General features: G+C 59.6%; 18 protein-coding genes. 8 read left to right on the top strand and 10 right to left on the bottom strand.

Going from position 1 to position 19,825, the window contains the following annotated elements; translation table 11 throughout:
• The first annotated feature begins 65 nt into the window (after positions 1–65).
• The 3 genes from dnaJ to radC all read left to right on the top strand — a co-directional run bounded on the left by dnaJ (position 66) and on the right by radC (position 3,019).
• Positions 66–1,226 (top strand): molecular chaperone DnaJ, encoded by a 1,161-nt coding sequence (gene dnaJ, locus FD715_RS11515; RefSeq protein WP_147109712.1) that lies wholly within the window; start codon positions 66–68, stop codon positions 1,224–1,226.
• Positions 1,227–1,435: 209 nt separating this feature from the next.
• Positions 1,436–2,173, top strand: a complete 738-nt coding sequence (locus FD715_RS11520) for a calcium-binding protein (RefSeq protein ID WP_147109714.1) — start codon at positions 1,436–1,438, stop codon at positions 2,171–2,173.
• A 96-nt stretch (positions 2,174–2,269) separates the two neighbouring features.
• Positions 2,270–3,019 (top strand): DNA repair protein RadC, encoded by a 750-nt coding sequence (radC, locus tag FD715_RS11525; protein WP_147109716.1) that lies wholly within the window; start codon positions 2,270–2,272, stop codon positions 3,017–3,019.
• Here radC and FD715_RS11530 read toward each other — a convergent pair.
• The 3 genes from FD715_RS11530 to secA form a co-directional block, all read right to left on the bottom strand.
• Positions 3,016–4,569, bottom strand: a complete 1,554-nt coding sequence (locus FD715_RS11530; RefSeq protein ID WP_147109718.1) for a substrate-binding domain-containing protein — start codon at positions 4,567–4,569, stop codon at positions 3,016–3,018. The genes radC and FD715_RS11530 overlap by 4 nt on opposite strands.
• A gap of 22 nt (positions 4,570–4,591) precedes the next feature.
• On the bottom strand, positions 4,592–5,590 hold the full coding sequence (locus FD715_RS11535; RefSeq protein ID WP_147109720.1) for a hypothetical protein: 999 nt from the start codon (positions 5,588–5,590) through the stop codon (positions 4,592–4,594).
• Positions 5,591–5,708: 118 nt separating this feature from the next.
• Complete coding sequence (gene secA, locus FD715_RS11540) at positions 5,709–8,408, bottom strand: preprotein translocase subunit SecA (RefSeq protein WP_147109722.1); 2,700 nt, start codon at positions 8,406–8,408, stop codon at positions 5,709–5,711.
• 177 nt (positions 8,409–8,585) lie between these two features.
• Here secA and FD715_RS11545 point away from each other — a divergent pair, with 177 nt between their 5' ends.
• From FD715_RS11545 to FD715_RS11560, 4 genes are read left to right on the top strand one after another with little or no spacing between them, the layout of a single operon-like run.
• Positions 8,586–9,425 carry a peptidylprolyl isomerase gene (locus FD715_RS11545; protein WP_147109724.1) on the top strand — a complete coding sequence of 280 codons (840 nt, stop codon included), beginning with the start codon at positions 8,586–8,588 and terminating at the stop codon, positions 9,423–9,425.
• A 3-nt stretch (positions 9,426–9,428) separates the two neighbouring features.
• The gene (gene argJ, locus FD715_RS11550; protein ID WP_147109726.1) at positions 9,429–10,655 is read left to right on the top strand and encodes a bifunctional glutamate N-acetyltransferase/amino-acid acetyltransferase ArgJ; all 1,227 of its coding nucleotides are present in this window, start codon (positions 9,429–9,431) and stop codon (positions 10,653–10,655) included.
• On the top strand, positions 10,652–11,050 hold the full coding sequence (locus tag FD715_RS11555; RefSeq protein ID WP_147109728.1) for a (deoxy)nucleoside triphosphate pyrophosphohydrolase: 399 nt from the start codon (positions 10,652–10,654) through the stop codon (positions 11,048–11,050). The genes argJ and FD715_RS11555 overlap by 4 nt, the downstream gene beginning before the upstream one ends.
• Positions 11,051–11,056: 6 nt before the next feature.
• A complete protein-coding gene (locus FD715_RS11560; protein ID WP_147109730.1) occupies positions 11,057–11,305 on the top strand; it encodes a hypothetical protein in 249 nt (82 codons plus the stop codon).
• Positions 11,306–11,372: 67 nt separating this feature from the next.
• Here the strand turns inward: FD715_RS11560 and infB are convergent, their stop codons facing one another.
• The 6 genes from infB to pip all read right to left on the bottom strand — a co-directional run bounded on the left by infB (position 11,373) and on the right by pip (position 18,586).
• Positions 11,373–13,844, bottom strand: a complete 2,472-nt coding sequence (gene infB / locus FD715_RS11565; RefSeq protein ID WP_147109732.1) for a translation initiation factor IF-2 — start codon at positions 13,842–13,844, stop codon at positions 11,373–11,375.
• 9 nt (positions 13,845–13,853) lie between these two features.
• On the bottom strand, positions 13,854–14,504 hold the full coding sequence (locus FD715_RS11570; RefSeq protein ID WP_147109734.1) for an RNA-binding protein: 651 nt from the start codon (positions 14,502–14,504) through the stop codon (positions 13,854–13,856).
• Between the two features lie 22 nt (positions 14,505–14,526).
• Positions 14,527–16,146 (bottom strand): transcription termination factor NusA, encoded by a 1,620-nt coding sequence (nusA, locus tag FD715_RS11575; RefSeq protein ID WP_147109735.1) that lies wholly within the window; start codon positions 16,144–16,146, stop codon positions 14,527–14,529.
• Positions 16,146–16,721 carry a ribosome maturation factor RimP gene (gene rimP / locus FD715_RS11580; RefSeq protein WP_147109737.1) on the bottom strand — a complete coding sequence of 192 codons (576 nt, stop codon included), beginning with the start codon at positions 16,719–16,721 and terminating at the stop codon, positions 16,146–16,148. Before rimP ends, nusA begins: the two co-directional genes overlap by 1 nt.
• A 126-nt stretch (positions 16,722–16,847) precedes the next feature.
• A complete protein-coding gene (locus FD715_RS11585; RefSeq protein WP_147109739.1) occupies positions 16,848–17,618 on the bottom strand; it encodes an ABC transporter substrate-binding protein in 771 nt (256 codons plus the stop codon).
• Entirely contained in the window at positions 17,615–18,586 is a 972-nt protein-coding gene (gene pip / locus FD715_RS11590) for a prolyl aminopeptidase (protein ID WP_147109741.1), read from the bottom strand. Before pip ends, FD715_RS11585 begins: the two co-directional genes overlap by 4 nt.
• 49 nt (positions 18,587–18,635) lie before the next feature.
• On the opposite strand from pip, the gene ubiG reads away from it, so the two are divergent.
• On the top strand, positions 18,636–19,382 hold the full coding sequence (ubiG, locus tag FD715_RS11595) for a bifunctional 2-polyprenyl-6-hydroxyphenol methylase/3-demethylubiquinol 3-O-methyltransferase UbiG (RefSeq protein WP_147109743.1): 747 nt from the start codon (positions 18,636–18,638) through the stop codon (positions 19,380–19,382).
• Here ubiG and FD715_RS11600 read toward each other — a convergent pair.
• Positions 19,369–19,821, bottom strand: a complete 453-nt coding sequence (locus FD715_RS11600; protein ID WP_147109745.1) for a MarR family winged helix-turn-helix transcriptional regulator — start codon at positions 19,819–19,821, stop codon at positions 19,369–19,371. The two genes, ubiG and FD715_RS11600, sit on opposite strands and share 14 nt — an antisense overlap.
• Positions 19,822–19,825 lie beyond the last annotated feature (4 nt).

Below are 19,825 nucleotides of genomic sequence, written 5' to 3' on the forward strand. Positions count from 1 at the left end.
GGAACCAATCACGAGGCCGGCCCCAATTAGGCCGGCCTCAGACGTTCCAGCAAAGGACATGATCCATGGCAAAACGTGACTATTACGAGGTCCTTGGCGTCTCGAAAGGCGCCTCAGCCGACGAGATCAAGAAGGGCTACCGCCGCAAGGCCAAGGAACTGCACCCCGACCGCAACGCGGACAACCCCAACGCCGAAGCGCAGTTCAAGGAAGCCAACGAAGCCTACGAAGTTCTGAAGGACGCCGATAAGAAAGCAGCCTATGACCGCTTCGGCCACGCTGCGTTCGAGGGCGGCATGGGCGGCGGCGGTGGCCGACCCGGCGGTGGCTTTGGCGGTGGTCAGGGCGACTTCGGCTCCGCTTTCTCTGACGTCTTCGACGACCTCTTCGGCGACTTCATGGGCGGCCAACGTGGTGGCGGCGGCGGACGTCAACGCGCTGCACGCGGGTCCGACCTGCGCTACAACCTGCGCGTCTCGCTCGAAGACGCATTTGCGGGGATGCAGAAAACCATCAACGTACCGACCTCCGTCCAATGCGACGCGTGTAACGGAACCGGGGCCGAGGATGGGTCCGAACCAACCACCTGCCCCACATGTTCCGGCATGGGCAAGGTACGCGCGCAACAAGGCTTCTTCACCGTCGAACGCACCTGCCCTACCTGTTCGGGCCTCGGTCAGATCATCAAGGATCCATGCCGCGCCTGCGGCGGCGCAGGTCGGGTCGAGAAGGACCGCGCTCTCTCCGTGAACATCCCCGCAGGTGTCGAAACCGGCACCCGCATCCGCCTTGCTGGCGAGGGCGAGGCCGGGATGCGCGGCGGACCTTCCGGCGATCTCTACATCTTTATCGACGTGGCCGATCACAAGCTGTTCGAACGGGACGGCACGAACCTGTTCTGCCGCGTACCGGTCAGCATGGGAACAGCCGCGCTCGGTGGCAGCATCGAGGTGCCAACCATCGACGGTGGCCGTGGTCGCGTGCAGATCCCCGCGGGCTCGCAGTCGGGTCGGCAAATGCGCCTGCGCAGTAAGGGCATGCCCGCCCTGCGCGGCGGCGCGACAGGTGACATGTTCATCGAACTCGCGGTCGAAACACCGGTGAACCTGACAGCACGCCAAAAGGAACTGCTGCGCGAATTCGAGGACCTCTCGGAAGAGAACAACCCGGAATCCTCCAGCTTCTTCTCCAGCGTGAAATCCTTTTGGGATTCGATGAAGGGTTAAGCGCGCAACGCTTTGCAAAGTAACAGTTTTATGTCGCCCCAACCCTCTGGGCGGCATTCTTTTGAGGGTTTCGCCAGACCTTGGAGAAAGCCCGCTTATACCTTTGGTTTATTCGATCGAAGTAAACGCGGCGCATATGGCTCTCCCGCCCAGCAGCGACATTTGCGGAGTGCGACACACTGACGGTCGTGCTTTTTTGAGGAGTGGATATGCCTGTCTTTCGAGGAACGGATAACGACGACCTGCTTATCGGCGGACGCTTCGACGACACACTACGCGGCTTTGACGGGGACGACACCCTGAACGGGAACGCGGGGGATGACCTGCTTGATGGCGGGGATGACGACGACCTGCTGCGCGGAAATGACGGCAACGATCGGCTGGAAGCTGAAGATGGCAATGACACCGTATTCGGTGGCGCGGGCAATGATCGCATCTTTGGCGAAGACGGACATGATGACCTGTTTGGCGGATCAGGCGCGGACACGATCATAGGCGAAGACGGCAACGATGAGATCTTTGGTGCCGCCGGCGCAGATCGCATTAATGGCGGCGAGGGCAATGACGACATATTCGGCGGCAAAGGTGCTGACCGGATCACAGGTGGTGAAGGCAGAGATGACATCGAAGGAGGCGGCGGAAATGATACGCTATTTGGCGGCGATGGCGCCGACAGCCTGACCGGCGGTGGCGGACGGGATGAGCTGACAGGTGGAGATGGGAATGACACCTTTATCTTTGTTGGCGGTCGCGACGTCATTACCGACTTTGACGAGGATGACGACCGTGTCGATCTTTCCGCTGCCAATGGTGTCAATAACTTCGGGGACATTCTGGATGCAGCCACGCAATCCGGAAACAACCTTGTGCTTACCTTTGATGAGGGCGTCGTTGTTCTGCGTGGCATAGAAGAATCCGACCTCGATGCGGGTGATTTCATTTTCTGAGGGAACATGTCAAACACCTCCGCCCTTTCATGGTTTTTGATGGGCGGAGGTTCGTTGTTAACGCTTCCCTAACCAGTCTCGCGCACGTTTTTCGGCATGTCCCATTTCGCCGAACAGCCGCTGCCTTTCGACTTTGACGAAGCGACCCCTGTTTCGATACCGAAGGGACGCACGCCGTCTTACATGGCCGATCATCGCAAGCGTCTGCGCACCCGGTTCATGGACGGCGGGGCCGGCGCAATGCCAGACTACGAATTGCTTGAACTTGTCCTGTTCCGCGCGATCCCGCGTCAGGACGTCAAACCGCTTGCCCATGACCTGATGACCGAATTTGGCGACTTCAACCGCGTTGTGACCGCTCCCGTTGAGCGGCTGCGCGCGTTCAAGGGTGTCGGCGAGGCGGTGATCTGTGAATTGAAGATTGTCGAAGCGGCCGCCCATCGCATGGCACGCGCCAAAGTATTGAACACACACGTGATTTCAAGCTGGGATGCGCTGCTGGATTACTGCCATACGACCATGGCTCACCGGGAGACCGAACAGTTCAGGGTACTCTATCTCGACCGTAAGAACGTTCTTATTGCAGATGAGGAACAGGCCAAGGGCACCGTTGACCATGTGCCGGTCTATCCCCGGGAAGTGGCCAAAAGGGCGCTTGAACTCAACGCATCCGCCCTCATCCTTGTCCACAATCACCCATCGGGTGACCCGACGCCCAGCCAGTCAGACATCGACATGACGGCCAAGATGGAGATGGCTTGCGGTGCGCTTGGTATTACCGTCCACGACCACCTGATCGTCGGTAAGGATCGGGAGCTAAGCTTCAAGTCCGAAGGGTACCTTTAGCGGACCCAGACCTCGACCCGCCGGTTGGCCTGGCGCCCCCATGCGCTGTCATCACATGCCATCGGCAACGCCTCTCCGAACGCGTCAACACTCATCTGGAACCGCTCGAAATTTGCCGTTTGTGCGGCTGTTTCGACCGCGCGCTGCACAGCCTCCGCCCGACGTAGGGCGATGTCGCGATTGGCTGTTGCCGGACCATCACCGTCGCTGAAGCCCACAAGCAGGATCTGCCGCGCGTCGTACTTTCCCTGCTCAAGCGCCCGCGCCAATTGCTGGACATTTGACCGCGACTGCGCGTCCAAACGCACCGATCCCGCCTCGAACCGAAAGGACGTGGTCAGCCGGGCCATACCGTACAGCGTGCGCGTCATCCGCTGAAGTTCTTCCAGAGACACCTCGGGCCCGGCGGACGTCACTGCATTGGCAAAGCGATAGCCCTGTTCATTGATCGACACCTCTTCGGGTGCCTGATCGACGAAACCTGCCCGCCGGATGACAACCTGCGCCGACTGGCCGCGGGTAAAGGCCAGAAACTCGCGCCCGATCTTTGGCAACCGACGCGCCGGAAGATACAAAAACATCGGCGCAGTCAGGGGATAGTCTTCGGTCTTTATCGTTCCGCGCGCGGCCGAGAGGGAAAAGCCGCAAGGCCCTGTCAGGGTCAATGCCCGCGCATCGCCGGTGTCAGCATAGCTTGCAATACCAATCCCGAAAGGATCACGCAGCACCGCGTTCACAACGTCCATGCCGCGGTCATGGCGCTGGATGCCTTCGGCAAAGGTGGACCGGGCCGGCCCCATCACATCATCCTCGACCGATTGGCCAAGCCCTGTGCCTGCGGCCGGCAGATGCAGCGCAATAGGCGCGTCGGCACCGCCAAGTTCTGTCCAATTGGTGATACGACCGGCAAAAACAGAAGCGAGGTCTTGGGGCGAAATCGTATCGACCGGGTTCGACGGTGACACAATCGGCACCATCGCATCCAAGGCAAGCACACGACTGCGATTGGCTTCAGTCATATCGCCCATGCCAGCGTCGCGTGCGCGCTGGCGCTCGTCCGGCCGGATTTCGCGCAGCGCCATCACGATGTCAGCGTCATTCGCCAACAGATCCGCAAAGCCCTCATCCGTGGTCGAGACATGAAAATAAAAGCGCGCGACAGGCTTGCCGGTTTCCTCGTCTTTCAGCGTGTAGGTAAAGTTGCGGGCGTCGACGACATCCCGCACCGTTGAATAATTGTTACGCAGAGCGAACCCCTCAATCAGCGCAGGCATCAAGACGGCGCCCATTGTGGACGATCCGGACACGCTGATCTCGGCCACAAAGTCTTGCAAGTTGGGGCAAGCAGGCCCCTCGCACAGGACACCGGACCCGTCCACAGTTAACTCGCCATAGATCGTTTCGATGCGGTAGAACTCGCCATCAAAACCCAGAAGCGTCCCGCTCAACTCCACTTGCCCATCGGGCGATGTGAGCGTGACGTCCTGCGCAAAGGAGGCAATCCCCCAAAAGGAAAGTGCGGCGAAAATCGCCGCACGTATCAAAGCCATATCAAGCCTGTTGTCGCTGCGGTCAGTTGCTGGCGACTTTCAGGTCTGCGACCAAATTGTTCAACACCAGAAAACTCCCAACGGCCTCGCAACCGGGCACCGCAAGTGTCAAATCCTGCGATTTCATCCCTCCATCGGCCTGAATTTCCAGTGATTGAGCCTCAACTTCGATACCGCAGTTGTTCAACGTTACTTGGGCTTCGACGCTCAGGTCGATGGTGCCCGATTGGATCGAATGGCCAGAAGGATAGGTATAGACTTCGGCGATCAGCGGTTCGGCTAGGTCGGTATCCCCGAGCCGCATGATGTAACCATTTTTGCCGCTCATCATGCCTTCGATGTCTTGATCAACACCTGACCAGACGTGACCGTCTTGACCGTAATCTGCACCAAACTCCCGCGCGTGAAGCTCAAACCCCGCACGCCCACGCCATTGCAGCGTCGTCCGCTTGTACTGCGCGACATCGGGAACGGCGACTTGCGCCACGGCACCGTCACCATCAGAAAACGCCATGATAAACACAGCCTGTTCCGTGAGCGCCGGAACGATCAGGCTCAGATTACCATTCGCGTCCGTCGTCTCGGTGAACATCATGCCGTTATGATGAACGGTGAGCCGTTCGTTGCGCGCACATGGCGCAGCGAGAGACAGGCTGACCGTTGCTGCCAGACCCGCCTGGGCACCGGCGACAATTTCGCAACCCGCTGCACGGGGCAGAACATCACTTTTGTCAGGCATGTCGCTGTTCGCAGGTACAGACACACGCTGCACGGTTGCATCTGCCTGTGGTACAGGCACCGCCGCAGGGTCCGTGGCAGAGGTCAGTTCAATCTCTTGCACTTCTAGCAACACGTCCGCACTTTGCGCGCTGTTGACGGGCTGACTGTCAGAAGCGGCCATTTGCCTTGCCGCTTCGCCATATCTCGCTTGGGCTGCTTCGCCACTTTGCATGACAAAGCCTATCCCGACCGCAATTGCCAGCGTCGTTGCGCCGGTTGCGATCTCTTTTATATATCGCATCGTCCCATTCCCTTCCCACGGATTGGTTCCACCATCAAATGGCAGGTGAAACGGGCCGGGTTATGACAGGCGTTGGGAGTCTTTGCGGCAGGATTGCGGCGCTTGGTTCAAATGACGATTACACGAATGCGCCGTGGCAATGCTTGAACTTCTTGCCGGACCCACATGGGCACGGGTCATTCCGCCCAGGATTGCCCCATGTGCTCCTGTCATTTTCATCAAAGCCGTTTGCCAGAGCTTCGGCAGTCGGTGCCGGAAGGTCATTCGTCTTTGACGCCGCAGCAGCCTGCTCTTGCTGAGCAGCCATCTGGGCCAGCATCTGCTCGCGCTCTTCTTCGGTGAGGGGGCGAATACGCGACAGCTTGGTGGTCACTTCGCTGCGCAAACTTTCCAGCATGGCCTCGAACAGTTGGAACGCTTCGTTCTTGTATTCGTTCAGCGGATCACGTTGCGCATAACCCCGGAACCCGACGACAGAGCGCAAGTGTTCCAGCGTCAAAAGATGCTCGCGCCATTTGCCGTCGATCGCCTGCAGAATCAGCTGCTTTTCAATGCTGCGCATGTTGTCGTCGCCAAAGGCTTCGGATTTCTCGGCCATCAGCTTGTCGCTGGCTTCGATCAGGCGTTCACGGATCTGTTCATCGTCCACGCCCTCTTCGTCGCACCAGGCCATGACAGGCACGTCGATGCCGAGGTTTTCGATAACGGCGGCATAGAGCCCCTCGGTGTCCCATTGGTCCGCATAACTATTAGGCGGCATGTACTGGTCGATCAGGTCGTCAATCACCTCGTCCCGCATATCGGACGTGATTTCAGACAGGTCCTGCGCTTCCATGATCTCACGACGCTGGGAGAAGATGACGCGACGCTGATCGTTCATCACGTCGTCGAACTTCAGAAGCTGCTTGCGGATATCAAAGTTGCGGCCTTCGACCTTGGCCTGCGCACGTTCCAGGGATTTGTTGACCCATGGGTGCACGATGGCCTCGCCTTCTTCCAGTCCAAGCGTCTTGAGCACCTTGTCCAGACGGTCAGAGCCAAAGATGCGCATCAGGTCGTCTTCGAGGCTCAGATAGAAGGACGTGCGGCCCGGATCGCCCTGACGGCCCGAACGTCCCCGAAGTTGGTTATCGATCCGGCGGCTTTCGTGCCGTTCGGAGGCAAGAACAAACAGCCCGCCGGCGGCGAGAACTTTTTGCTTTTCGTCTTCGTGCTCCGCTTCGATGCGCTTGCGCACTTCATCCGGATCCGCTTCGGGATCGGCCGTGATCGCTTCCAGCACCTTCATCTCGACATTGCCGCCCAGCTGAATGTCGGTGCCCCGGCCCGCCATGTTCGTCGCGATGGTCACCGCGCCCAGCTTACCTGCATCCGCGATGATCTGCGCCTCTTGCTCGTGCTGGCGCGCGTTCAGAACGTTGTGCGCGATACCTTCGGATTTCAGCGCTTCGGCGAACATCTCGGACTTGTCGATGGACGTAGTGCCGACAAGGACCGGCTGACCTTTTTCGTGGGCCGCCTTGATCTCGTCGATCATGGCCTTGTACTTTTCCTGTCCGGTGCGAAACACCTGATCATCTTCATCCAGGCGGGCGATGGGTTTGTTTGTGGGCACTTCCACAACGCCCAGGCCGTAGATGGTTTGGAACTCCTCCGCCTCGGTCGCGGCGGTTCCGGTCATGCCAGCAAGTTTGGAATACAAACGGAAGTAGTTCTGGAAGGTCACAGACGCGAGCGTCTGGTTCTCAGGTTGGATCTGCACGCTTTCCTTGGCTTCAATTGCCTGGTGCAGACCGTCTGACAGACGGCGTCCGGTCATCATGCGACCCGTGAACTCGTCAATCAGGACAATCTCGCCATTGCGAACGATGTAATCCTTGTCCTTCTGAAACAGCTTGTGCGCCCGCAGACCCTGGTTCACGTGGTGCACGATTGTTGTGCTTTCGGGGTCATAAAGCGACGCGCCTTCCTCGATCAGGCCGCGCACACGCAACTGTTCCTCGACGAACTCGTTGCCTTCGTCGGTGAAGGTCACGTTTTTCTGCTTTTCATCGAGGGTGAAGTGATCGTCCTCAATCAACGGGATGATCCCATCGATGGTCACATACATCTCTGACCGGTCCTGCAGGGGACCAGAGATAACCAGCGGCGTCCGCGCCTCGTCGATCAGGATACTGTCAACCTCGTCCACGATGGCGAAGTTGTGGCCGCGCTGCACCATCTCTTCGATCGACGGCTTCATGTTGTCGCGCAGGTAGTCGAAGCCCAACTCGTTGTTGGTCGCATAGGTGATGTCGCAGGCATAAGCAGCGCGCTTGTTCTCTTCACCGATGCCGTTGATGGCGACGCCAGTGGTCAGACCCAGTGCGGCATAGACCTTGCCCATCCAGTCGGCGTCCCGCTGAACGAGGTATTCGTTCACGGTCACCACGTGCACGCCCTTGCCAGACAGCGCGTTCAGGTAGGCGGCAAAGGCTGCGGTCAGGGTCTTGCCCTCGCCCGTCTTCTGTTCGGCGATGTTGCCCTGATGCAGAAAGATCGCGCCAAGAAGTTGCGTATCGTAGGCACGCAGACCCAGCGTCCGTTTGGCGGCTTCACGGCAATTCGCGAATGCCTCGGGCAGCAGATCGTCAAGGCTTTCGCCGCCCATGGCCCGCTCGGCCATGGCTTGCGTCCGATCCTTCAGCCCATCGTCGCTCAGCGCCTCGAACTCTGGTTCAAGCGCGTTGATCTTTTCGACCAGAGGGCGCGTGCTCTTGATCTTGCGATCATTGGGCGTGCCAAACACCTTCTTGGTGAGTGTTCCGAAACCGAGCATACGTTCTCCAGCCGATCGTTTGTGTCCATACAGCAACTGCTTGCCGGGCGCGCGCCAAGCCCATAATAACGGTGGGCGAAAATCGGCCCAGGCCGCGTCCATAGGGCGATGTAAGGGTCACGTGAAACCGTGTCAATGCGCGCCCCCGGTGGGGCGCATGAGCCCAAGGACTGTTACATGAATAAACGTTTCTTCTCCCTGCCCGCGCTTGGTTTGATTGCAGCCATGGCCACCCCGGCAAATGCGCAGGACGCGGATACAGTCGTTGCCACGGTAAACGGAACCGACATCACCATCGGTCACATGATCGTGGCCCGCGCCTCGCTGCCACAGCAGTTTCAGCAACTGCCCAACGACGTGCTGTTCACCGGCATTCTGGAGCAGTTAATTAACCAGACCCTTTTGGCTCAGGCTTTTGACGGTGACCTGCCCAAGCGGACCAACCTGCAGATTGAAAACGAAACGCGGTCCCTGACCGCGGGCGAGGAATTGGAAACGCTGTTCCAGAAAACACTGACAGACGAGGCGCTGCAGGCCGCATATGACGCGAAATACGCGGGCGTCACACCCCAAGAAGAGTACAATGCCTCACACATCCTGGTCGAAACCGAGGAAGAGGCGAAAGCCATCAAGGCAGAGATTGACGGCGGCGCCGACTTTGCCGCCACGGCCCGCGAAAAATCGACAGGTCCCTCGGGCCCCAATGGCGGTCAGCTTGGATGGTTCGGTGCAGGCGCAATGGTTCCCAGCTTTGAAGCGGCAGTGATTTCCCTGGAAGTGGGCGAAGTGTCGGAGCCGGTGCAAACCCAGTTCGGATGGCACGTCATTGTCCTGAACGAAACCCGCACACCCGAAGCCCCCACTCTGGATGAGGTGCGCGAAGAACTGCTGCAGGACGTGCGCGACACGGCTGTCGAAGACTATGTCGCGTCCCTGACAGAGGCGGCGCAGATCGACCAGTCCGGCGCCGCAGACATCGACCCCGAGATTCTGTCCGACCTCGGCTTGGTGGAGTAGTCGATGGCCGGCGCATTGCCACGGTCGCCGCTGGCACCGGAGACATTTCCCGATCTTCCCCAGATTGATGGCGTCACCTTTGCCGCCGTTGAGGCGGGCGTACGGTATTCCGGTCGCCTGGATGTGATGCTGGCGCTCTGTGCCCCGGGCACCAGCGTGGCTGGTGTCTTTACCAAGTCCGCCACCCGTGCAGCACCCGTTCTGGATTGCCAGTCCAAACTGGGTGGCCCGCAGGATGCTGGCGCAGCCATTCTCGTAAATGCAGGCAATGCCAACGCGTTTACAGGTCGAAACGGAGTGGATGCTGTGGCAGCTGTGGTGTGTGCAACAGCAGATGCGACCGGCTTGCCCGCAGAACGGATTTTCACGGCATCGACCGGTGTGATTGGCGAACCCTTGCCGCATGACCGGATTACATCGCACCTTGCCGATCTGGTGGCCCAGCAATCGGCGAGCGGGATCGTGGATGCCGCCTCTGCGATCATGACGACGGATACATATGCCAAGGGCGCGACGCGCACCGTTGAGGTGAACGGACAGGCTGTCAAAATCGCGGGCATCGCCAAGGGCAGCGGTATGATTGCGCCCGACATGGCCACGATGCTTGTCTACATCTTCACCGATGCGCTCATCTCTCAAGCCGCGTTGCAGGACCTGGTGCGGGACACAACCGACACGACCTTTAACTGCATCACGGTCGACAGCGACACATCGACATCCGACAGCTTGATCGTCGCGGCAACCGGGGCAAGCGGTATCGAAGTGACAGGCAAATCCGCATTTGCAGACGCCCTGCACGCCGTCATGCTTGATCTGGCCCACCAGGTTGTCCGCGACGGCGAAGGTGCAACAAAATTCGTCGAAATTGAAATGACCGGCTGCACTGACACAGCGGCGGCAAAAACCCACGGTCTGTCCATCGCCAATTCCCCCTTGGTCAAAACAGCCATTGCCGGAGAGGACCCCAATTGGGGGCGCGTGGTCATGGCGATCGGGAAGTCGGGCGCACCCGCGGACCGGGACACGCTGTCCATCTGGTTTGGTGAAACACTCGTCGCCGAAAACGGATGGGTCAGCCCGACCTACCGCGAAGAGGACGCAGTTGCCCATATGAAGCAAGATCACATCCACATTCGCGTCGATTGTGGCATGGGTGATAAATCAGCCACGATTTGGACCTGTGATCTGACGCATGGCTATATCGACATCAATGCGGATTACCGGTCATGAAAGTTGTATTGGTTTCAGCCGTTGCCCTCGTCGACGTCGACGGCCGCGTATTGCTGGCACAACGGCCGGAAGGGAAATCAATGGCAGGCCTGTGGGAGTTTCCGGGCGGCAAGGTCGAACCCGGCGAATCCCCCGAAGCCGCCCTCATCCGAGAGTTGAACGAAGAACTGGGCATCGACACTTGGGCGTCTTGCCTGGCGCCGCTGACATTCGCCAGCCATAGCTATGATGACTTTCACCTGCTGATGCCGTTGTTTGCCTGCCGAAAATGGGAGGGTACTCCACAGTCCCGCGAAAATCAGGCGTTGAAATGGGTCAAGCCTCGGGATTTGCGCGACTATCCCATGCCCGCCGCAGATATCCCATTGATCCCAATTCTGCGGGATTGGTTGTAACGTTGCGTGAAACTCTTCACAAAACGACAAAAAAAACGACAGTTTTGTGACATTGTTGATGACTTGTTAAACAATACACTTATAGTTGAGGTATCACTTTTCTTTTTGGGGAGGAAAGTCATGCTACGCACAATTGCTTTGGGCAGCGCCGTTTTGATCCAGGGGTTTTACGTAAAAACCCTACCGGATGGCCGGATGACTGTTCGGGTTGACGGAGCCAACTATTCCGGAACACCCGTTTCGCAAACTGCATAACGCGACGATCTGACGAAAAAGGGGACGGTTCCACACCGTCCCCTTTCTCTTTTCTTATACGTGTCGCTTAGTCGAGCGTACGTGTCACTTCTTCCCGCTCGAAAATCTCGATGACATCCGAGGGACGAATATCGTCGTAGTTTTCGAACGCCATGCCGCATTCCTGACCCGACTGAACCTCGGCCACTTCATCCTTGAAGCGCTTGAGGGTTTTCAGCGTGCCCTCGTGGATCACTACGTTGTCCCGGAGCAGACGCACACCAGCCGAGCGGCGAGCCACCCCCTCGGTCACGAGGCAACCGGCAACCTTGCCGACACCCGTCACCTTGAACACTTCCTTGATCTCGGCATAACCGATGAAGTTCTCGCGGATTTCAGCACTCAGCAGACCCGAGGCAGCTGCCTTCACATCATCGACCAAGTCATAAATGACCGAGTAATACCGGATCTCCACACCCTTCTGGTTCGCTGTATTCCGAGCCGATGCATTCGCACGGACGTTGAAACCCATGACAGGCGCGCCTGAGGCCTCGGCAAGACCCACGTCGGTTTCGGTGATCGCACCCACGCCGGAGTGCAGCACGCGCACACGAACTTCATCGTTGCCGATTTTCTCCATCGCCTGAACAATAGCTTCGGCAGAGCCCTGCACGTCCGCTTTGACAAGGATAGGCAGTTCGCTGACATTCTCGTCCGCCTTGGCGTTCGCCATAAGCTGTTCGAGGGTCGTGGCCGCACCCGCTGCCGCGCGTTTGTCCTTGGCCGCTTTCTCGCGATATTCCGCGATCTCGCGCGCCTGCGCCTCGGTCTCGGTCACGTTCAGAACATCGCCCGCTTCGGGTGTGCCGTTCAGACCAAGCACCTCGACAGGAACAGATGGTCCAGCCTCCTTCACGCGCTCGCCCTTGTCATTGATGAGTGCACGAACCTTACCGTACTGCTCACCCACAACAAAGATGTCGCCCTGGCGCAGCGTCCCGGTCTGAACCAGAACGGTCGCGACAGGCCCACGGCCCACATCCAACTGCGCCTCGATCACAGCACCTTGGGCGGCGCGGTCAGGGTTGGCTTTCAGTTCCAGAATTTCGGCCTGAAGCGCGATGGCTTCGAGCAGTTCATCCAGACCTTTGCCTGTGATCGCAGACACTTCGACATCCTGCACTTCGCCGGACATCTTCTCAACAATCACCTCGTGCTGCAGCAGATCTGTACGGACCTTGTCCGGGTTCGCCTCGGGCTTGTCGCACTTGTTGATCGCCACGATCATTGGCACTTCGGCCGCCTTGGCGTGGTTGATGGCTTCAATCGTCTGCGGCATCACGGCGTCATCTGCCGCAACAACCAGCACCACGATGTCCGTAACCTGCGCACCGCGCGACCGCATCGACGTGAACGCCGCGTGGCCCGGAGTGTCGAGGAAGGACAGCACCGCGCCGCCATCGGTTTTCACCTGGTAGGCACCGATGTGCTGCGTGATACCGCCCGCTTCGCCTGCCACAACCTTTGCATCGCGAATCGCGTCAAGAAGCGATGTTTTACCGTGGTCGACGTGACCCATGATGGTGATGACCGGCGGACGACCCTGCAGATCTTCGGCCTTGTCCTCAACCTCCTTAATCACGTCCTCGACGTCGGCGTCGGACACGCGCTGCACGCGGTGGCCAAATTCCTCGACGATCAGTTCGGCAGTATCGGCGTCGATGGTCTGGTTCTGCGTGACCATCATGCCATTGTTCATCAGCGCCTTGACCACATCGCCGACCTTTTCGGTCATACGGTTGGCCAGCTCGCTCACCACGATGGCCTCGGGCACCTGCACGTCGCGGACAACCTTTTCACGCTCAACGGAACCGCCCATGGCTTTCTGCCGGGCACGTTCCTGCTTGCGCTTCATGGCCGCCATGGAACGCTGGCGTCCACCTTCACCACCGGATAGCGCCTGGTTCAGCGTCAGCTTGCCGGAACGGCGACCACCATCATCACGGCCCCGGTTGTTCGGACGCTGATCGCGGTCACGCTCGTTCTTGCGCGGCGTTGCAGCGGGTTGCGCCTGACGTTGCGCCGGTTGCGCCTTTTCAGCAGGGGCTGCAGCCGCAGCTTGTGCCGCCGCAGCAGCTTCAGCCGCCTTGCGCTTTTCTTCTTCTTCCTTGGCCTTCAAGGCTTCCTCGCGCTCACGCTCGGCTTGCTCTTTGGCCTCGGCTTCGGCACGGCGACGCTCGCGCTCTTCTTCGCGGGCCTTTTCCTCGGCCTCACGCTTGGCGGCTTCTTCGACTTCACGCGCCTTGGCCGCTTGAACGGCTTTCAGGCGGCGCTCCATCTCGGCATCGGAAATGCCCGCCGGACGACGGCTGGGGTCACCCCCGGCAGCACCACCGGCGCCCGCAGGCTTCGCGGCACCGGGCTTCGGCACCACAACGCGCTTGCGCTTGGTTTCGACGACGACATTCTTGGTCCGCCCGTGGCTGAAACTCTGTTTCACATTGCCCGGACGCGCGCCGCTACGCAGACCCAGTGTCTTTTTCCCGTCAGTATCGCTCATAAAGCTCGTCTATCCTTCCCGGCGGCCCTTGCCGCCGTCTTTTTCGCGCCCGGTGGCGCCAGCCACTGCACTTTCGCGGAATCCGCGTAAGCGGTTGGCTTCCTCTACAACACGTTGCGTGAGTCCACCAGAGGCGAGCGCCCCATGTATCACAGTTTGACGGCCAAAGGCCAAACCCAACTCATCTGCCGTCAGCCAGCCGATATACGTGCCGAAATGCGGCGTACTCAGCTTGGACTTGCCACGACCGGACCCATCGACCGCCTGGATCAGAACCTGCGCCTCTTCCATCTGGAGCATGTTCTTGACCTTTTCATAGCCCGCCACGGCCCGACCGCCCTTGCGCGACAGCGCGATCAGGTCAATCACCCGCCGCGCCAATTGCCGCTCAACCTCAGCCACCAGATCGTCCGGCACCTGCACGGGTTGCTTGGCCCCCCGCGCAAACAGCTTCTTCTGCACCGCCTTGTCCAAGGCAGCCCGATCCGCCGCGACATATATACCGCGCCCCGGCAGCTTGCCCGCGATGTCCGGCACGATCTGCGCATCGGGAGCCACGACAAAGCGGATCAACCCATGCTTGGGTTGCACCTCGCCCGTGGCAATGCACTTGCGCTCCGGTCCATCCGACCGATCCTTTGAGACGCCACCGCGACCCATCAGGCCCACCCGAGGCCTGAGATCAGGCCTCGGCCTCCTCGGTCAGCTCTTCGCCGTCTTCGGCCTCGGCTTCGGCTTCCAATTCAGCGGGATCAACCCAACCCAGCAGAACGCGGGCGGTCATGATCAGGTGCTGCGCCTCTTCCAGCGACACGTCGAAGGGTTCCAGAACACCATCGTCCTTGTGACGTTCGCCATCAACGGTCGTCCAGCCACCGGCCAGTTCCCAGTCTGCGCAAGTTGCAAAATCTTCGAGGGTTTTGACGTCGTCCTTGGCGAGCGCCTCTACCATTTGGGGTGTGAGACCGTCGAATTCAATAAGGCTGTCCTCGGCTCCCATCGACCGCGCATTGTCCAGCGCTGCCTTGGCCTGCGCTTCCAGCACGTCGCGGGCACGGGCCTGCAGTTCTTCTGCGGTCCCTTCGTCCACACCGTCGATGACCAGCAGTTCGTCCAGTTCGACGTACGCCACTTCTTCCAGGTTGGTGAACCCTTCGGACACCAGCAGCTGGGCAAAGAATTCATCAAGGTCCAGCGTGTCCATGAACAGCTTCGTACGCTCTTCGAATTCGGCCTGACGACGCGCCGATTCCTCGGCCTCGGTCATGATGTCGATATCGAGGTTGGTGAGCTGTGACGCCAGACGCACGTTCTGACCTCGGCGACCGATGGCAAGGCTCAGTTGCTCTTCCGGCACAACCACTTCGATCTTGCCCGCTTCCTCGTCCAGAACCACCTTGCTCACCTCGGCGGGCTGCAATGCGTTCACAAGGAAGGTCGGCTGGTCCTCATTCCACGGAATGATGTCGATCTTTTCGCCCTGAAGCTCGTTCACAACAGCCTGCACGCGAGAACCACGCATACCGACACAGGCACCCACAGGGTCGATGGAGTTGTCGTAGGAAATCACGGCAATCTTCGCACGCGAACCCGGGTCACGGGCAACAGCCTTGATCTCAATGATCCCGTCGTAAATTTCGGGCACTTCCATCTTGAAAAGCTCGGCCATGAACTCAGGCGCGGTGCGGCTCAGGAAGATCTGCGGCCCACGCTGCTCACGCCGCACATCCTTGATGTAGCAGCGGATGCGGTCATTCGGGCGATACGATTCGCGGCCAATCTTCTCATTTCGGCGCAGGATTGCTTCACCGGCACCGACATCCACGATGACGTTGCCGTATTCTTCGCGCTTGACCAGCGCATTGATAATGGTCCCGGCGCGGTCCTTGAATTCTTCGTACTGACGATCCCGCTCGGCTTCGCGGACCTTCTGCAGGATCACCTGCTTGGCAGATTGGGCAGCAATACGGCCCATCTCAACCGGCGGGACTTCCTCGACAAAGGTGTCACCGACGGCAGGGTTGTCCAGATACTGCTTGGCCTGCTCAACAGTGAACTCGGCCTGGTAGTTCTCCAGCTCTCCTTCCTCGACCACGGTGCGGACGCGGGTGAATGTCGCCTTGCCGGTCTTGCGGTCGATGGACACGCGAATGTCCATTTCGGCGCCGTAGCGGGACTTCGCCGCACGGGCGAGCGATTCTTCCATCGCCTCGACCACCAGCGCGGGGTCGATCATCTTTTCGCGGGCCACCGCCTCGGCGGTTTGCAGCAGCTCAAGCTGGTTTGCAGATGTAATGGCCATCAGCTGTCCTCCTCTGACCCTTCGGTCTGTACTTCGTCGAATTCCGTTTCGTTCAACACACCTGCGGCTTTGCGCTGGCGCAGCATCTCTTTGATCAGCTCATCCGTCAGGACCAGCTTGGCGTCGCTCAACCACTCGAACTTGAGGCCAATCGTGCCCTCGGCGACATTAATCAGCACTTCATCATCCTCGATCCCGGCCAGCACGCCTTTGAAACGGCGACGTCCGTCGATCAGTTCGTCAGTTTCCAGCTTGGCCTCGTACCCTTCGAACATGTCGAAATCCTTCAGCCGCGTCAGCGGGCGGTCGATGCCGGGTGAGGACACTTCAAGCGTATAGGCATCAAGTATCGGGTCCTCGACATCCAAGGTCGCACTCACGGCAGTCGAAATCGCAGCGCAATCATCCACCTCAATCCCGCCGTCAGGCTTGTCGGCCATGATCTGTAGGGTCGTTTCCTTGCCGCTCATCAGCCGCACGCGCACCAGCTCATAGCCCAGGTCCTCGATCACCGGAGTGATGATCTCGGCCAGGCGGCGGTCGATGGCAGCTTTGGCAATCAGGTCGTTGGTCATTTGATCCAAGCACAAAAAAACGGGCGCGCGGCCCGTCGATGTTTCCCGGTGGAGCGTCGGGTGTGGACCCCAGCGCGCCGCTGTTGGGTGGGATATACGTAAGCACGGGTGAGTCTGCAAGCCCTCTCAGGCCATCCACCACCGTTCCGCCATGCGCAGGTTGTCCAGAGGCCAGGACTTACCGACGGTCACGGGCACCGTCACCGACCGGCTTGCGATATGTGTGGGTGTATGTGTATTGGGCAACGTCTGAAAATCGCGAGGGTCGGCGTAGTCGTCCAGCGCAATGACATCCGCTACATCCACAAGACCATCGCGCAGGGCCTCTCCGCGCACGTGATCGGCACTGAACTGCACGAACTCGACTGTGTCGAACCAGCCTGCGCCCTGCTTCCAGTGATCCGCGACCCGCGTTCCGATGAAGTGGCGCCCTTCATCCAGCTTTTGCACTTCGTAAAGGCCAGTGCCTGTCGCCCCGCGAATTTCGAAACCCGGTTGGGCCAGCAGGTAAGGCAGGCTCGGATTTGGGGCATCCAGCGTGATCTGAACGGTCCGCGCATCAAGGGCCTGAACATCCCACATCAGATTGACGACAGCCGAGGCATCAAACGGGGTTCCGTCATGAAAGGTCACGCCCTCACGCAGTTTGAAACGCCACACACGCGCATCCCCGTCCGAGGACCACTCCGTCGCCAACTCACCGCGCAGGGTTCCGTCCGCAGCAATCTCAGTCAGGTTGTCATAGACCGTTGCGGCCACCGCACGCTCGAACAACTCAGGCGACAAAGCCGCCCGCAATCGCCCGCCCCGCTGGGGCAACGCCGATGCGCCCGTGGCCGCGAGCAAGGCTGCGGCAGCACCGGAAGCAAACAGCGCGCGGCGGTCGATGCGGGTCATTTTCCTGCGATCCTGTCCATGGTGCGCACCAGTTCAGCCGAAATCCCCGGCTCAGACAAGGCATGACCCGCATTGCGCACCATTTTCAGCTCACCCAGCGGCCACGCCTTGGACAAAGCATAGGCGCTATCGGGTGGACAGATCATATCGTAGCGACCCTGCACAATGGTGCCGGGGATGTGCTTGATCCGCCCGGCATGGGCGAGGATTTGGCCATCGAACTCCAGAAAACCAGCATTGGTGAAATAGTGATTCTCCAACCGCGCAAATGCACGCGCATAGTCTCCTGGCGCCTCGCCCCCCGAACCGGACGAATGGATCGAAGCCAGCGCGTTTTCCCAAGACGACCACGCACGCGCGAACCGGGTCTCCATCGCGACATCGCCGGAAAATAGACGCCTGTGATACGCGCCAATCAGATCGCCGCGCTCATCTTCGGGGATCAACCCTTCGAAGCGGGACCAAACCTCGGGCCAGAATTTGCCCGCGCCACCACCATAAAACCAGTCCAGTTCGGATTGCGTCATCAGGAACACGCCGCGCAGGACGAGATTACGCACGCGCGCCGGATGCGCTTCGGCGTAGATCAAAGCAAGGGTCGCGCCCCATGAGCCGCCAAAGACGATCCAAGCATCAATGCCCAACGTCTTGCGGATCAACTCGATGTCGTCGACCAGATGCCACGTCGTGTTGTTCATCACGGACGCATGCGGACGGGACCGCCCGCAGCCGCGCTGGTCGAACAGAATCACGCGGTAGTGTTCAGGATCAAAATAGCGGCGCATCGCGGGGCTGCACCCACCGCCTGGGCCGCCATGCAAAACGACCACGGGCATCCCATTGGGATTGCCGCATTGCTCCACGTAAATACGGTGGCCCTGCCCAACCTCAAGCATACGCTGGTCGTAGGGGTCCATGGGCGGGTACAGATATTGTACCGCGCGCTTTTGATCGCTGTGTTTGTCCATTACTGACCTACATAGGGCGTAAGACGCACATGAGCATACGGAGACGCAAATGCAAACGCATCAAACCACCGTTGACCCATCGGAAATCGCAAAATTCGAAGCGATGGCGGCGGAATGGTGGGATCCGAACGGGAAATTCAAGCCGCTGCACATGCTGAACCCCTGCCGGCTGGACTATATCACCAGCCAGATTGCAGCGGAGTTTGACCGGGATTTGACCGGGCCGGAGGCATTCAAAGGGCTGCGCATTCTCGATATCGGATGCGGGGGCGGTTTGCTATCTGAACCGATGGCGCGTTTGGGGGCCGAGGTCGTGGGCGCAGACGCGGCCGAGCGGAACATCCCTGTCGCCAAGGTTCACGCCGAGCAATCCGGCCTGACCATCGACTATCGACACACAACGGCTGAAGATATGGCCGCCGCGGGCGAACAGTTCGACGTGGTGCTGAACATGGAGGTGGTCGAGCATGTAGCCGACCCGCTCAGTTACCTGACCGCCTGCCGCCAACTTCTGAAGCCGGGTGGGCTGCACATCTGCTCGACGATCAACCGGAACCCGAAATCCTACATGATGGCGATCATCGGGGCAGAACACGTGATGCGCTGGCTGCCAAAAGGCACGCACGAGTGGAATAAGTTCATCACGCCGGACGAGTTGTTTGATCTGATGCGGAACGCTGGTCTGGACCCCGTGGACCGCAAGGGCTTCGTGTTCAACCCGCTGACTTGGGCTTGGAAACTGTCTGACACGGACCTGAGCGTGAACTATGTCACCGCCAGCCTTAATCCGGCTTAGGTTTGGTAGACAACTGATCGCGCAGCTGGCGCAGGATGGGCAGGGTCGATCGCACACGATCCTCGCCCAAGTTGTCGATCACTTCGCCCACCATCGGCGCAATAGAACTCAGCGCCTGATCCCGCGCACGCCGTCCAGCCGGGCTGATGGCCACCATCTTGCGCCGCGCGTCGTCCCAATCGGGGCGGATATGGATGTACCCCGCCCACTCCAACCGGTTGAGCGTGTTGGTCATGGCCCCGCGGGTGACATTGAACGTCTCTGCCAACTGCGCGGGGCTGCGCTCACCCTCATGCCAGGCGAGGTGGTTCAGGACTGAAAAATGCGAGATTTCCATGCCTTTGGGCAACACACGGCTCAGCCGGTTGCGGACCATCTGGTCCGCCGCCAACACCTCGCTGAACAGCGAAATGGCCAATGCGTTCTTGTCCGTGCTCATGCGC

The organism is Tateyamaria sp. syn59, assembly GCF_007995245.1.
Classification (GTDB): Bacteria; Pseudomonadota; Alphaproteobacteria; order Rhodobacterales; family Rhodobacteraceae; genus Tateyamaria.